At 35.6% G+C, this 14,934-nt stretch carries 14 protein-coding genes; 1 reads left to right on the plus strand and 13 read right to left on the minus strand.

Going from position 1 to position 14,934, the window contains the following annotated elements; genetic code table 11:
* Nucleotides 1-839 (plus strand): S-layer homology domain-containing protein (locus tag K0A89_09205; GenBank protein ID MBW6518661.1); only part of this gene is annotated, 839 nt, incomplete at its 5' end.
* Nucleotides 840-902: 63 nt separating this feature from the next.
* On the opposite strand, the gene K0A89_09210 is transcribed toward K0A89_09205, so the two are convergent.
* From K0A89_09210 to K0A89_09270, 13 genes are all read right to left on the minus strand, one after another.
* Complete coding sequence (locus K0A89_09210; protein MBW6518662.1) at nucleotides 903-1,874, minus strand: radical SAM protein; 972 nt, start codon at nucleotides 1,872-1,874, stop codon at nucleotides 903-905.
* 68 nt (nucleotides 1,875-1,942) lie between these two features.
* Complete coding sequence (locus tag K0A89_09215) at nucleotides 1,943-2,923, minus strand: glycosyltransferase family 2 protein (protein ID MBW6518663.1); 981 nt, start codon at nucleotides 2,921-2,923, stop codon at nucleotides 1,943-1,945.
* A gap of 83 nt (nucleotides 2,924-3,006) precedes the next feature.
* A complete protein-coding gene (locus K0A89_09220) occupies nucleotides 3,007-5,772 on the minus strand; it encodes a polysaccharide pyruvyl transferase family protein (GenBank protein MBW6518664.1) in 2,766 nt (921 codons plus the stop codon).
* A gap of 28 nt (nucleotides 5,773-5,800) precedes the next feature.
* Complete coding sequence (locus K0A89_09225; GenBank protein ID MBW6518665.1) at nucleotides 5,801-6,382, minus strand: acyltransferase; 582 nt, start codon at nucleotides 6,380-6,382, stop codon at nucleotides 5,801-5,803.
* Nucleotides 6,383-6,432: 50 nt separating this feature from the next.
* Nucleotides 6,433-7,566 (minus strand): ABC transporter ATP-binding protein, encoded by a 1,134-nt coding sequence (locus tag K0A89_09230; protein ID MBW6518666.1) that lies wholly within the window; start codon nucleotides 7,564-7,566, stop codon nucleotides 6,433-6,435.
* A gap of 365 nt (nucleotides 7,567-7,931) precedes the next feature.
* Nucleotides 7,932-8,759 (minus strand): class I SAM-dependent methyltransferase, encoded by an 828-nt coding sequence (locus K0A89_09235; protein ID MBW6518667.1) that lies wholly within the window; start codon nucleotides 8,757-8,759, stop codon nucleotides 7,932-7,934.
* A gap of 218 nt (nucleotides 8,760-8,977) precedes the next feature.
* Complete coding sequence (wecB, locus tag K0A89_09240) at nucleotides 8,978-10,102, minus strand: UDP-N-acetylglucosamine 2-epimerase (non-hydrolyzing) (protein ID MBW6518668.1); 1,125 nt, start codon at nucleotides 10,100-10,102, stop codon at nucleotides 8,978-8,980.
* A complete protein-coding gene (locus K0A89_09245) occupies nucleotides 10,099-10,923 on the minus strand; it encodes a glycosyltransferase (protein ID MBW6518669.1) in 825 nt (274 codons plus the stop codon). The genes wecB and K0A89_09245 overlap by 4 nt, the downstream gene beginning before the upstream one ends.
* A 278-nt stretch (nucleotides 10,924-11,201) precedes the next feature.
* A complete protein-coding gene (locus tag K0A89_09250) occupies nucleotides 11,202-11,960 on the minus strand; it encodes an ABC transporter permease (protein MBW6518670.1) in 759 nt (252 codons plus the stop codon).
* A 6-nt stretch (nucleotides 11,961-11,966) separates the two neighbouring features.
* A complete protein-coding gene (locus K0A89_09255; protein ID MBW6518671.1) occupies nucleotides 11,967-12,683 on the minus strand; it encodes an NTP transferase domain-containing protein in 717 nt (238 codons plus the stop codon).
* Entirely contained in the window at nucleotides 12,680-13,504 is an 825-nt protein-coding gene (gene rfbD / locus K0A89_09260; protein MBW6518672.1) for a dTDP-4-dehydrorhamnose reductase, read from the minus strand. Before rfbD ends, K0A89_09255 begins: the two co-directional genes overlap by 4 nt.
* On the minus strand, nucleotides 13,477-14,433 hold the full coding sequence (gene rfbB, locus K0A89_09265; GenBank protein ID MBW6518673.1) for a dTDP-glucose 4,6-dehydratase: 957 nt from the start codon (nucleotides 14,431-14,433) through the stop codon (nucleotides 13,477-13,479). The genes rfbD and rfbB overlap by 28 nt, the downstream gene beginning before the upstream one ends.
* 20 nt (nucleotides 14,434-14,453) lie before the next feature.
* On the minus strand, nucleotides 14,454-14,927 hold the full coding sequence (locus K0A89_09270; GenBank protein MBW6518674.1) for a dTDP-4-dehydrorhamnose 3,5-epimerase family protein: 474 nt from the start codon (nucleotides 14,925-14,927) through the stop codon (nucleotides 14,454-14,456).
* Nucleotides 14,928-14,934: the final 7 nt, after the last annotated feature.

Below are 14,934 nucleotides of genomic sequence, written 5' to 3' on the forward strand. Positions count from 1 at the left end.
CAAATTTGTATAAACGAATTGCGCTGATTCTGGCGGTGGTATCAGTATTAGCTACGGTATTGACGGGTAATGCGGCTGCGGATGTTGTTGTGACTGCGAGTGGGGATCCGATCGAGGGTGCACTTGTCAAACTTACAGCATATCCACAATATAATGGCACTACCGACGTTAATGGAGACTATACCATAAACAATGTTCCAGTAGGATCGTATTTTATGTTAACAACCCATCCAGATTATGCTCCCAATATCACAAGCATTAACTCCACCACGGGAATTAATATCAAGAATATTACATTGGATGTATGCCGCGATAACTTTTCAGATGTGGGCTGCGTTTTTTGGGGCTATGTATATGTAATGTACCTATATGACAATGGCGTTACATCAGGTTATCCAGATGGGACATTCAAACCAGATAACCAGATTAGCAGAGCTGAAACTGCAACTTTCATTGTCAGGGCTATGAATCTGACATATACCGGTGGACTTACTGATTTCAGCGACGTTCCCCCAACTCATTGGGCTTATCAATATATCATGGCTGCAAAGCAGAATGGGATTGTAGGTGGCTATCCAGATGGTACCTTTTTACCGGATAATCTGGTTTCAAGAGCTGAGATCTCAGTGATGGTATCCAGGGCAAGGGGATGGAGTTTTAGTGGTATAGGTGTTGATTTCATCGATGTTCCTTCAACTCATTGGTCCTATCCGTATGTCATGACTGTAAAGGAAAAAGGTGTTGTCGGTGGCTATCCAGATGGTACCTTTTTACCGGATAATAGGGCCTCAAGAGCTGAAACCAGTGTTATGACATCACGAATGAGGTTGTGGGTCTAGTAAGCCAACAAAAAGTGAGTATGGTTCCAGAAAATTTTGGAACCATAATTTTTCACGTCATTTTTAGGTATCAGCTTCTATTTTCCATAAATCTAGTTCTTTCGAATTTCTTTCTATGCAGTGCTTGCAGAATAATTCATCATTACCTTCAGTTTTATTTGAAAGGTAATTCACCATATCTTTGCCTTTATATTTAGTGAAAATTTCTTCAAGACTATTATTTATTGCATTACCAAGACTGTATTTATTTGGACCATAGTAAGAGCAACAGGGGAACACTTCGCCATCGAAGTTTATAACTATTGTGTCATAGAAAAATTCACACTTCATCTTATCTGGATTTTTTGTCACAGGGGTCGGAAACATTGGGTAATCCGGTGTAATTCCACCCGTAGCCGAATAAAAAATTATATTATGTTTGTCACAAAAATTTCGTGCGGCTTGTATTTCATCCAACGACCATGGGAATTCCAGGTATTGCCACATTACTGTAGTATATGGTGGTCTATTTTTTATTATTAACTGAATATTATGCATTACATTATCAAAATCAACATTTTTCCGATACATTTCACATATACCTTGTGAAAAACCATCACATGAAATAATAATTACATCTCGATTTAGATGCTTTAATACTTCTTTCAGTCGTGTATCATCAGTAAACGAAAAATTTGAATTGATTATTAATGTTGTTTTTGTCGTCTCTTTTAAATATTTGACTATTTCTGGAAGTTCTGGATTGAGGAATGGTTCACCCCAGTTATATAACCCAATATTTCCACAATATTCTTGGAATGATTTTTCAGAGATATCTTTCAATGATTCTAATTTCATCATTCCTTTTGGTGTATCTTTGAGCTTCAATCTCATGCCTGTAGGACAATAAGGGCAATTCAAGTTACATATATTACATGATTCAATGGAGATTTGTTTAAAATTATTTATATTAAAATGGTTCACATTTTTTGTCCGTCTGGTAAATCTAGTGAATACTCGCTTTAAAGATCTATAAAAAACATTTTTGAATCTCATTACCAGTTTCTCATTATTACAGTTTGTTTATTATCTTTCGACATTTCTAGTTCATTCTATTATTCCTGTCAGAATAAATATTGCTCAAGCAGTCTTATCTTATATTTCCGCAAAGGTAATGAATTATTATATGAAATGCATTTATTTAATCTACTTTGATCTTTTTGCCGTTCTTTAAGTGTTTTTCGTAAATTAACCATATTCCAACTGATTGCTTTTATTCGTAATCTGGTTTCTCTAAAATTAAGTTTTCTCACGTTTTTAAGGAATTTAAGGCCAGTACTGATAAATAAAAAGAATACAAAAATCGGAATGTATGTAAAGTCAAAATTCTTTAAAACAAATCGAATTCTGCTGCGTTCCATATAATATAATTTCCAATCGCCTTCGCCAAGAGATGCAGATACTACATGTTTTACTATTGCAGATGGAACATACATGAGGTCATATCCTGCACGTATCATTCTTGCACACCAATCAGTTTCATCGAAATACATGAAATATCCTGTATCCAACAATCCGATTTCATCAATAATTTCCTTTTTCACAAGCATTGCACAACCGGTGAGATAATCTACTTTATTGGCCGTTTCATCTCCCGTGAAATTATAGGCACATCCGGTATATGGATCAATTTTTGACCATGTACTTGAGACTGCGTTTTTTCCATAGGTGTCATTATAGAAATATACTTTCCCTGCGACAGCAGCGATATTTTCGTTTAATTCTATTTCCTCTATCAATTTTACCAACCAATCTTTCTTTGCAACCGCATCTTGATTAAATAAGGCCAATAATTCTCCATTAGCATTATTGATGCCGATATTTGTACCCCCTGCAAAACCTTGATTATCATCATTTTCAATAATTCGGACAATTGGAAAGTTTTCTTTGACCAATTCTACTGAACCATCCGTGGATGCATTATCTACCATGATTATTTCAAAATGTGTGTAAGTTTGGTCCAGCAACGATGAAATACATTCACGGAGATATTTTTTTCCATTCCATGTAACGATTATTATGGAAACGAGTGGATTGTAATTCATGTAAACCTCCTATATCGTTGTGTTTAAGTTCTGAATGTTATGATGCCGTGTTAATTCGAATAAATATTTGAGTATTCATCCTTTTATAATATTTTATCAATGTTCGATTTTAGTAGTTCATATCTTGAATCCCATGTATTATTTTCTGCAAATTGTATCCGTTTTTTTTCCATAACGGAATCATTTTCTTGCAATGCAATGTCGATTTTTGTCATGAAATCTTCCTTATCTTTTGCAATATAGCATAAATCACTATAGGGTAACAATTCAGGTAATTCTGTTGACACTACTGGTTTTCCCGTACTTAAATATTCATAAAACTTAACAGGATGCGTTGCTTCAATAAGCGGATTCAATTTAAAAGGAATTATACAAACATCAAACCAATACAAATATTGTGTAAGGTCTGTATAGGGTTTTTCACCTAGAAAATGGACATTTGAAAGTCTATTTAATATGTTATTATCCGAACCAAAAGTTCGCCCAATAAGTACAAAATTCCAATCGTTTCTTTTCTGTGCAATATATTCAATTATTTCATTATCAAACCATTCTGCAATTGCCCCGTAATAGCCTATTATGGGTTTTTTCATATCCTGTAATAGATTGTTAGGTATCAATTTTGAAAAATACTGAAAATCACCGGCATTAGGAACTAAAATCGTTTTTTCATTTCTATATTTTTTAGATTTTTTATTGAGATGCATTGAAGAAACAACCAATAAATCGCTTTCAGCAAATAATTTTTCTTCTTCTTTAACCCTATTCCTATTGATATTTGAAAATCCTGTGTGTTCATCCATACAATCATAGACTATTTTCCATCCATAGAGTTCTTTTAATCTTAATGCTAAAGGAGTCCACGATGGAAAGGCGATGAGACTCATGGCTTTTATCTCGAAAGTATGTATTACCATATTTATTGAATCAATAAGGCTTTCTAATTGTCTGTCACTCAGGACATCATTGTAAATATTAAAATTTGATGAAATATCTAACCGTAGTTCAAATATATGGTCGGCAATTTTTCTGACTTTAAAGATTTCATCCAATGGCACTGATTCTATAGTCAGATAAAAAACCCTATGGCCATCATTTGCAAATTTCAATAAAAGCTGTTGTGGTCTTTGAAATCGAAAATCCCAATTGATAATAGGAAAACAGAATATATCTATTTTATTTTCAAGTCTTGGAGGAATATTAATAAATTTATAGTTATCTGAAGTTGATTCTTGTTCAGAAGGATGGTCGGGATGGTTACCACCAATCTTTCTAATCGCGAGCAGTAACGACATATACACTTTCCACCTTCTGGATCCCGGAAGTAAGAGCCTCTCAATAACGCCATTAAATTTCATCACCATACGCCATGTTATTGATTGATAAATCGATTGGAGGGTCTTTTGGAGTTCAATGTTGTTGGATTGTAGCGTTGCTATTTCTGCATCTTTAGTATTTATTTCAGATACCAAGTTATTGAATTTCAAGACTGATTGGTGACTCTCTTCATATCCGATGCTCAGCACATAATGTACGCCATCTTTTAGGTCGATTAGTTTTTGCACCTCTAAAACAGCGTTAGAAAAATCCCCATCTGTATAATATAACCGCGCCAAGAGATAATGGACTATTAAATTATTCTCTTCCAATAAAATAGCTTTATTATACATTTCAAATGCTTTGGAGGCTTCATCTTTCTTATCATATTCCATCCCAAGTTGAATGTATGCTCCGATATGATATGGTTTCTCTGAAATTATATCTTTATATGTATCAATAATTTGAGATTCATTGGTTAAAATATGCGCTTGATTTTGTATTTTCGTGAATCTTTTTTCCTCAATTTCTTGTTTAATTACTGAGAAATAGCCCAATAAATCTTGTTTCATTTGTTTAATACTTTCTGAAATTTCTGTTTCAATCTCTTGCTTATTGTGAAGTACCTCTTCAATTTTATCCAATAGAATATCACGCTGAATTTCTCCCAAATCCACCGTAAACTTTTCTTGTCCGATTGACTCCATAAATCTTCGAACTTTTGTAAAATAATTAATCCCGATAACAGGTATGCCATTTGTTGCAGCAAATATCAGAGAATGGAGTCTCATCCCGATAACAATATCCATTTTAGACAAAAGGTATTTTATTTCACCAGGTGACAATTCATTTTGAATATTTATGTAACAATTATGTTTTAGGCTTGAAATAATCATGTCATGAATTATTGCGTCATCTTCGATGCCTTCATGAGTTGATAACGGAATAAAAACAAATTTTGCACCAAATGTTTCAAATGCCGAATCTAACGTGTGTGCAATTTCTTTTGCTGCGTCTTCAATGTTTCTCCACCATCTTTGTCGCAGACATATCCCGATATGAATCCCTTCACCGATGTTGAATTCCATGGGAATGTCATGTAGTAATACCGCCATGTCGGGTATTAAGTAAATATCTTTTGTTGGTAAAATACGTTCAAATTCAAATTTTGAGACATAATCCCTTACACTTACTTTAAGGGAATGCTCTAACAACAGCTTTAAGTTATTTTGCTCATTTGGTCCATAAATGGGGCATGTGACACCAACACCTAAAATAAGAATTTTAGCATTTATTTTGTCAAACCATTCAGTATAATTATTAAACGGAGCCGGAGGGCCAAAATTGAATACTCCTCCGCCTCCGAGAATAATATAATCCATTTCTTGAAATGTCTTCAATATTTCTTCATTTAAGAATTGAATATCAAATATTTTGATTTCATATTCGGAAAAAAAATACTCTAACACACATCTGAGAGCTTCATCACCCGCATTCTTCTTTCCGTACCATCCAATTAATGCTATTTTCATTATGATTTCTCTGTAAAATAATGATTGTCTAATATACTAATTTTAGATTTATTCTACCTTCATTTTTAAGTTTCAAATAAAATCTTTCATCACGTTTCAATTTTTCATATTCTTCAATATTCCGATATTTAAGAATTCTTGCAGGATTACCACCAACAACAGCGCATTTTGGTACATCCTTTGTAACAACAGACCCCATAGCCACCACTGCACCCTCATTGATTGTAACACCTGGTACAATTTTGACAAACCCACCTATCCAGGTATGTGAACATATCCGGATTTTTTTTAAAATTACTACCCCATCGTAAGGTATTGATTCTGCATTTTCATAATTATGGTTGGCAGATATTATTGCAACTTTTGGCCCAATTATCACATAATCGTCTATTATCACACCACCAGTGCCCCAAAATAGAGCTCCCGGACCGATATGTACATAGTTACCAATCTCTATTGTATGAGGTTCCATAAAAACACTATCTCCGGTAATCTCAACGTATCTCCCAATACGTTTAAATTTAGTAAGCATTATTTTGACTTTAATATCTAAATAATTCTTATTGATTTTATCTATAATGCTTATAATGGCAGCATACATTTTCTTCATTTCAGGTCAGGCCTACATAAAAAAAAATTGAGTTAATCACTTTTTTCATTTCAATCCTCTATTCCGTGTATAACATTTAATTTAATCGAAAATATTCTCATATCACCTAATGAATTCGCATATTTAGAAATTTGAGCTGGTCTTGCCACAACAGACCATCTATACGTCTTACCTCTTTCCAAGATCAATCTTTCATTATCATGTACTATTCCACTTGTTGGTATCTCAAATGTATCCGCGTTTTTTGGTAATTTGAAGACATATAATTTACCTTCTTCACTATCTGTGATATCTCTTATCCTTAAATCAATACCATCCATAAGCTCTAATGGATTATTTATTTTCCAATTCAAAGCAATCTTTGTATCTTCAATCATTGAAAAAACCGGTGCATTCAAGACAGGCATATTTAATGTTTGAATCCCCAGGGATTGAATATATTTTGATCCTACCTCCCACACATTACCACTTGTTTTAAGGGTTCCATGTTCCAGTAATATTGCTTTATCGCATATATCTTGAATAGTGCTGAGAGAATGAGATACAAGAACGATTGTGACACCAGATTTCCTAAATTCATGCATTTTTTCCTTGCACTTCATCTGGAACTTCTCATCCCCTACAGCCAGTACCTCATCCAGTAGCAGGATGTCTGGCTCTGTGGCCACCGCAGTTGCAAAAGCAAGGCGCGCATACATTCCAGAAGAAAAGTTTTTAATTTTCACGTTTTCGAATTTTTCGAGTTCTGAAAATTCAAGAATCTCATCATATTTTTCATCCATTTCTTTTTTTGTCATACCGAGGATGCTTCCGTAAAGATATACGTTCTCTTTTGCTGAAAGTTCACTCTGGAAGCCTACTCCCAGTTCCAGGAAAGGTGCAACCTTTCCATTTATGGTAACATTTCCTACATCAGGGGAGAGAACCCCTGCTAATATCTTCAATAAGGTGCTTTTTCCAGAACCGTTCTCACCTATGATGCCTATGGATTCTCCCTGTTTAATAGTAAAGCTTATGTTCTGAAGCGCCTGGAACTCATCGTAACCACGCTTTCCCTTAATAGAACCAATGATGTTCTCCTTTACCGTTGACTTCTTCTCATGGGGGATGCGGAATCGTTTTGAGATATTCTGGACTATGACAGCCTGTTCTTCTCGTTGTTTGGTTTTTTGATGTTGGGACATATTTGAGCGAAAAAACAATAAACCGATACGGTCTGGATTAACTCCAAAAATCAAATATTGGATGTGTTAATTTCAGTTCATTGTTGATTTTGAATTAATTATTGTTGTTAGTGCTATACTATAACATTTGTTCTTTAATTTTCGGAAATTTCGGTAATTGATTTTAGATAGAGATTTTTTCAACGCATCCATAAATCAAGGAATTCTCTCCTTTCGAAATCAGAGTTATTTGTTTTCATTTTTTCAATATACTGGAGCTTGATAGATGAGATATGAATTGCATCATAAGATAATAAATTATATTTTTGATAAATCGACGTGCATGAATAAGTATCCCTAAGTTGGGCCAAATAATCCTTTATATGTCAGTTAGGTTTTTGGAGGGTGACAATATCTTGACCTGTAATTCTAGGATTATAATCTAATATCTCGAAAAATTGTGCATAATTTTCAAGAACATATTTTTCGTTGTGATATGCCGTTTGGTACCATTCAGGAAATATTCCATTAAATGTATTGTCAGTAATAAAAACAAATCCTTCATTTTCCATCTTTGCAACATTATTGATATCAAGATTCTTCTCCCAGTAATATCTACCATGAAGAGTTAATATCAAGATACCACCAGGTTTGATAATCCGATCAAGCTCTCTCAGCCAATGAAATTGATTGTCCTCGTTAAGGTGGGTAAAAACTGAAATCGCATAAATAAGATCAAAGAAATCAGAAGGATATTCTAAAGGTGGCAATGCCTTATTAACATTAAACGTAGCAAAATCGAGATTATTCTTGCACCAAGAGATTGCATCAGAGTCAATATCCGTTCCATAGAAATGTGTTGATTTCGATTTATCTTCAAACCACATTAATGTACGCCCACACCCACAGCCAAAATCTAAAACGTGTTGATATGAATCCACGCTTCGATTGATTTTTGAAAGTGTAGTTTCGATATCTTGGCTGCATATTTTGCCAAAAAGGAAAAAAGTATCAACATCAGGTGAACCATGGACCCGGTATCTTAAAGATGCCGAAGGTAAACGATTTAAACCATTATGTTCTATGTAGCGATGGTCATGTAAACCGACATACCAAACATACATTTTAATGTATTTTCGGTGGAAGAATTGTATAATATAAATAGCCTTTTTAGGCAAATAGGGTTTAATTTTTTTCCAAATCTCTATGAACATGTTAATTTTTCCTATTATATACATTGACTTACATATAATCCAAGGGAATAGATGAGTAATAAGATTTCCTATCACCTATTGTGGAATAATTATTGTTGGTATTGATTCTTCTTTTGGAAGGAAGTCTATAATATAATTATTCATTTATATTTTTCGATATTAAATGGTAACCAGACAAAAATATGCCATGTCAGTCAATTCAAATTAGATATTTGAAATCATTTAATTGCCTTAACTTCACCGTGGTGTAATTTTTTGCTTTTCATAATAATATTCAATATTCTATCACTGCTATTCCCGTCCCCGAATGGATTTTTCCAAGAAGTTCTTTTGACCATCATCTCATTCGCTGCCTTTGCAATGCTCAATGGTTCAATTCCTGCAAGCAAATTCGCACCAGTTTCGATCGTTTCAGGACGTTCTGTGTTATCCCTTAAAGTTATACAGGGTACACCTAAGATACATGCTTCTTCCTGGATACCGCCTGAATCCGTCGCTATGAGTTTGGCATTCTTTTCTAATTGTAAAAATTCTAGATAACCAAATGGTTCGCACATAATAAGATTATTAATCTTGTTGAGTTCATCCTGAAGATGTAACATGCCGATCATTTTTTTTGTTCTTGGATGAATTGGGTAAACAATAGTAACTTTATTCCGAGAGGATATTTCAGCGAGACCCTGAAGAATTCCTTGAAATCTATCTTTTTTGTCTACATTTTCCTGTCTATGGATGGTTACAAGAATATAGTCTTTCTTAGCAAGGTCAAGGATATTCATAACATCCATTTTTCGATTAGACAGTTCAAGATTCTTGTAAACTGCATCTACAACCGTATTTCCTGTCACAAAAATTTTTTCGTCCGGAATCCCTTCTTTCAATAGATTTTTTTTGCTCCCTTCGGTAGGTGCAAAAAGGTAATCCGAAATATGATCTGCAATGATTCGATTAATTTCTTCAGGCATCGACCTATCAAAACTTCGAAGTCCAGCTTCAACATGACCTACCTTGATTCCCAATTTTACTGAAGCCAGGGCGCCTGCCATAACAGTATTTGTATCACCCTGAACAAGGACGATATCAGGCATTTCTTTTTGAAGGACCGCTTCAATTCCTTCCAGCATCTTTCCTGTCTGCGTACCATGAGTCCCTGAACCGACATCCAGGTTGAATTCTGGTTGCGGGAGTTCCAGTTCTTCGAAAAATATCCTATCCATCTCATAGGAATAATGCTGTCCAGTGTGAATTTGGAAAAAATCCTCATTACGTTTTTGAAGTTCCGTAATTATAGGAGCCATTTTAATAATTTCAGGGCGGGTTCCTAGAATTATAGCTAATCTCATGGATCCCCTTTTGAATACTTAATTATAATGTCTATCATTGTTTCAGCTCTTTTATCCCATGTATTGTTAATAAGAAAATCAACATAATTCCTTTTTTTGTTATTATTTAATGCCTTTTCTATGGCACGAATAAATGTGTCATGGTCTTGGGCTATGTATACGATATCTTCATATTCAAAAATATCTGGAAGTGAAGTACTAACGACAGTTTTATCAGATGCAAGATATTCATATAGTTTGACCGGATTAACATAATTCGTCAGATCATTTACTTTAAAGGGTATGATTGCTACATCAAATTGACTGATATAATTTGGCAGATCATTATATGATCTGGCCCCAATAACATGAATATTCTCATATTTTTTTAATGCAGATATATTACTTAATTGTTCAGGATGAACAGGTCCTATAAGCAAAATGGAAGACGCGACAAATTTTAATGCAATCTTTTCTATCAACTCGAAATCAAACCATTCATAAAGCGCACCAACATAGCCAATAATGGGTTTTTGTAACAGTTTTATATCAAAAGGAATATTATGTTTTTGATTTTGAAAATGGTCAATATCTACAGCATTTCTGACCAAAAATACTTTCTTTGCACCATTTGACAGCGCATTTTCATACAAATTTTTGGATGAGGTAGTCACGACATCTGATTTTTTCATGAGCAATTCAATATAATATTTCATCCATCGGGGAACTTCAGTAAAACCCAACCTGTTATCAATGAAATCATATATTATCAATTTTTCATTAAAATGTCCGATGAGACTTGAATATCTGGGCTCATAAAAAAGTAAAATCGGTTCAGACACCTTGAAAATAGAGATGCTGGATCTAATAATCAATAAAGAAACAAAATCATTGATCTTTCTGAGAAATGAATGTTTTTCGAAAAGAGATAATCTTGGTAAAGGAAAAATCACAATATTCTTTAATTTTCTAGGCTGAATCCTGCTTGGATTTTTCAGAATTTTTTTAATAGAAATTGGCTCGATAAATAAGATATTCCATGATAAAGGAAATCTGGTCAATAGTTGTTGATGTCTTTGCCAGATGAAATCCCAGCAAATATCAGAAAAACAAATGATATTCATATTACTTCTGCGAACCTTTTAGATAATTTTTTAAATAATATTGTTCCCATGAATAGCACTACTAATCCGATCATGAATACATAGATCATATCAGACATTTTTGGCAATGCTCCATCCAGAATTATTGCTCTGTACATTTTAATTAATAGTGTAATAGGATTCAGATTATAATAGAAAAGATACTTGTTAGGTATATAAGAAATTGGATAAAATATTGGTGAAAGAAAAAAGCCAACCTGAAGAATAAGTTCCCATATTTGGTTCATATCTCTATAATAGACAAACAATGACGCAAGTATCAATCCGGTTCCATAGATAATAATAAAAAAAATGAGATGGATAAATGGAAATAGAAGGAATGTGCCTGATAGGCCCATCCCCAGAATAATTAATAATGGTATAAGCACTAAAAATTCAATGAGGGAACTTATTAAACTTGAGATTACTACACTTATTGTAAGAATTTCTCTTCTAATATAGATTTTAGTCACCAGGTTTGATTTACTTACGATAGAGTTCATAGCAAATGTAGTTCCCATGGAAAAAAAACGCCATGCTAGTAGGCCAGTAAGCAAATAACCAATAAAATTATCCTGGTTCTGAAAAACATTACCGAAAACAAAAAACAGAACAAGCATCATAAGGAGGGGGTTCAGTATCGACCATGCAAATCCCAGAACTGAATTTGAATATTTAATCTTAAGGTCGCTTATGACCAGGTTTTTTATTAATTCTTGATATTCAAATAAGTACATAGGTGTTCATATACTCCGTTTTCGAAAATCTCGTACCAGTTCACCTGCATGGATCAACGAGTCAAATGTTCCTGCATCGCTCCAGAATCCTGAAAGGATGGAATAACTCATTTCACCCATGTGGATATAGGAATTGTTCACATCTGTTATCTCAAGTTCACCCCTTCCGGATGGATTCAGATCATATATCAGATTGAAAACCTTCGGGTCATAAAAGTATAATCCAGTAACCGCCAGATTCGACTTTGGTACATCAGGTTTTTCTTCAATAGACAAAATTCTATCACCACTGACCTCAGCCACCCCGAACCTGTTAGCATCCGTCACTTCCTTTAAGAATATCCTGGCGCCTGTTGAAAAACCATCAACTGTACTCCTGACAGTATCCTGGAAAATATTATCCCCCAAAATAACCGCTACCGATTCATCATCAGCAAAGTCCTCAGCAAGACCCAGGGCCTGCGCGATACCACCGGCTTCTTCCTGTATCTCATATGTTAGTTTGACACCGAACTCTGCGCCAGAGCCCAGCAGTTCGAGGAAATGCCCGGCATGCCCCCGGCCCGAAACAATCATAATATCCTCAATACCTGCATCGACCAGTGTCTGCAGCGGGTAATATATCATAGGTTTGTCATACACCGGTAATAAATGCTTATTTGTGACCTTGGTTAAAGGAAACAATCGGGAACCGGTACCACCTGCAAGAATTATTCCTTTCATGTTACATGACCTCCATGTTTTCTTAATTCTAGATATTCTGCCAGCGCATCTTTCCAGTGCCGCATTGGACTTGTTCTTGTATTTACCAGAATAGAATATTTTGGACGCTGAGCTTTTCGTATAAATTCATCGCTGGAACAGGGAATTACATTATCAACAATCGCTTCTGCAAATTCGAACCATGAACATACTCCCTCATTCGTGATGTGGTAGATGCCAGGGACATTTCCAACAATGTCTTTTGTTTTTCTGGCCAGGTCAGCGGTATATGTCGGTTTACCGAACTGGTCATTTACTACTTTGACCGCATCCATCTCACCAGACAGTTTTACCATGGTCTCAACAAAATTTCTGCCATGTATCCCAAAGAGCCATGAAGTACGTATTATCTGGTATTCTTCCATGTTCCTGATAATATTTTCTTCACCCATGAGCTTTGATCTGCCATACACATTGATAGGAGCAGTGGGGTCTGATTCCCGGTATTCCTTTTTGGAACCGTCAAATACATAATCGGTACTGTAATGCACCAGTCTTGCTCCTATCCTGGCACAACAATGTGCAATATACCCGGGGGCATGACCATTGACATCAAAGGCCAGTTCCTGGTTATCCTCACAATCATCCACTGCTGTGTAGGCTGCAGCATTGATCACTACAGCAGGATGGTGCTTCGTGATGGATGCATTAACCTGTTCCCGGTCAGTAATATCAAGGTCACTATGCGTTAATTTTACCGCGTCAGGGAACACTGTGCACAGGTCCGAGCCCAGCATACCGCCCGCACCCAGTATCAGTGTTTTAATTTTTCCCACCACCAGGTGTTTTTCACATACCAGTCAACAGTATTCTCAATTGCATTATCAAAATTATACTCGGGTACCCAACCAAGCGCCCTTAACTTTGAACAATCAAGCGAATATCTAAAATCATGTCCGGGACGGTCTTCAACATACTCGATCATAGATTCATCTTTCCCAAGTCTATTCAGTATCCTTTTTGTGATATCGATATTTGATAACTCATTCCCGCCGCCGATATTATAGATATCACCGGCAGTTCCATTATGCAAAATAAAATCAATGCCCTTACAATGGTCCATTACATATATCCAATCCCTCACATTCTGTCCGGTCCCGTACACAGGGACCTTTTTGTCTTCCAGGAGATTGGTGATGAACAGGGGGATAAGTTTTTCAGGATATTGATACGGACCAAAATTATTGGTACACCGGGTAATGATCACAGGCAATCCATGTGTGATAAAATATGATCGGGCCAGCAGGTCAGAACCAGCTTTGCTCGACGAATACGGGCTGGAAGGCAGGAGCAGGGAAGTCTCTTTGAATGACCCTTCAACCGTGCTGCCGTACACCTCATCAGTAGAAACATGAATGAATTTATTGATAGCATGTTTTAATGCACTATCAAGAAGGACGAATGTGCCCATTACATTTGTTGTTACAAAAGCTGAACTGTCCTCTATCGAGCGGTCAACATGGCTCTCGGCGGCAAAATGAATTACCTGGTCAACCTGTTCCATAAGTTCATCCACTACAACCTTGTTACAGATATCACCATGAACGAATGAATAGTTCGATTTTTGTTCAATATCTTTCAGGTTATCCGGATTACCCGCATAGGTCAATTTGTCCAGGTTTATGATCCGGTATCCAGGATATTTATCAAGCATATACCTGATAAAATTACTCCCGATAAAACCGCAACCGCCAGTTACCAGAATATTTATTTTTTTCCTCATAGTTGAATTCAACCGTGTTTTAGTCCGGGCGCAAGCCCCCAATCATAGGGAATTTCATCAGTATCCGGAGGCAGTCGGTATTCATCAGGTTCGTCATAATTATAGGGCAGCGTCGGAATGCTCAGGAAATATGCAGTATCAGGTCCGATTGCCTTGAATCCGTGATAGACACCAGGGGGAACACTTATCAAGATGGGATTTTTCTCACCGGCAAATAATTCCATGATGTTTTCATGGGTCGGTGAATCTTTTCTCCCATCAAATAAGACCACTTTCATCATTCCATGGAGACAGGTGAAATTATCGGTCTGCTTTTTATGATAATGCCAACCCTTTACAACTCCAGGATATGCTGTCGTGAGATAGACCTGTCCGAATTGTTCGAAATTTTCATCATCATTCCGCAAAATTTCCATGAGCCAGCCACGCTCATCCGGAATGACTTTCAGGTTTTTTATTAAGACTCCATTAATATTGTTCATAGTTGCT

It is taken from the genome of ANME-2 cluster archaeon (assembly GCA_019429385.1).
Taxonomy (GTDB): domain Archaea; phylum Halobacteriota; class Methanosarcinia; order Methanosarcinales; family Methanocomedenaceae; genus Methanocomedens_B.

Coding starts and splice junctions, on each gene's coding strand:
- K0A89_09235 (MBW6518667.1), bottom strand. CDS start 8,759: ATGTTCATAGAGATTTGGAAAAAAATTAAACCCTATTTGCCTAAAAAG.
- K0A89_09225 (MBW6518665.1), bottom strand. CDS start 6,382: ATGAAGAAAATGTATGCTGCCATTATAAGCATTATAGATAAAATCAAT.
- wecB (MBW6518668.1), bottom strand. CDS start 10,102: ATGAGATTAGCTATAATTCTAGGAACCCGCCCTGAAATTATTAAAATG.
- K0A89_09270 (MBW6518674.1), bottom strand. CDS start 14,927: ATGAACAATATTAATGGAGTCTTAATAAAAAACCTGAAAGTCATTCCG.
- K0A89_09215 (MBW6518663.1), bottom strand. CDS start 2,923: ATGAATTACAATCCACTCGTTTCCATAATAATCGTTACATGGAATGGA.
- K0A89_09210 (MBW6518662.1), bottom strand. CDS start 1,874: ATGAGATTCAAAAATGTTTTTTATAGATCTTTAAAGCGAGTATTCACT.
- K0A89_09230 (MBW6518666.1), bottom strand. CDS start 7,566: ATGTCCCAACATCAAAAAACCAAACAACGAGAAGAACAGGCTGTCATA.
- K0A89_09250 (MBW6518670.1), bottom strand. CDS start 11,960: ATGTACTTATTTGAATATCAAGAATTAATAAAAAACCTGGTCATAAGC.
- K0A89_09255 (MBW6518671.1), bottom strand. CDS start 12,683: ATGAAAGGAATAATTCTTGCAGGTGGTACCGGTTCCCGATTGTTTCCT.
- K0A89_09220 (MBW6518664.1), bottom strand. CDS start 5,772: ATGAAAATAGCATTAATTGGATGGTACGGAAAGAAGAATGCGGGTGAT.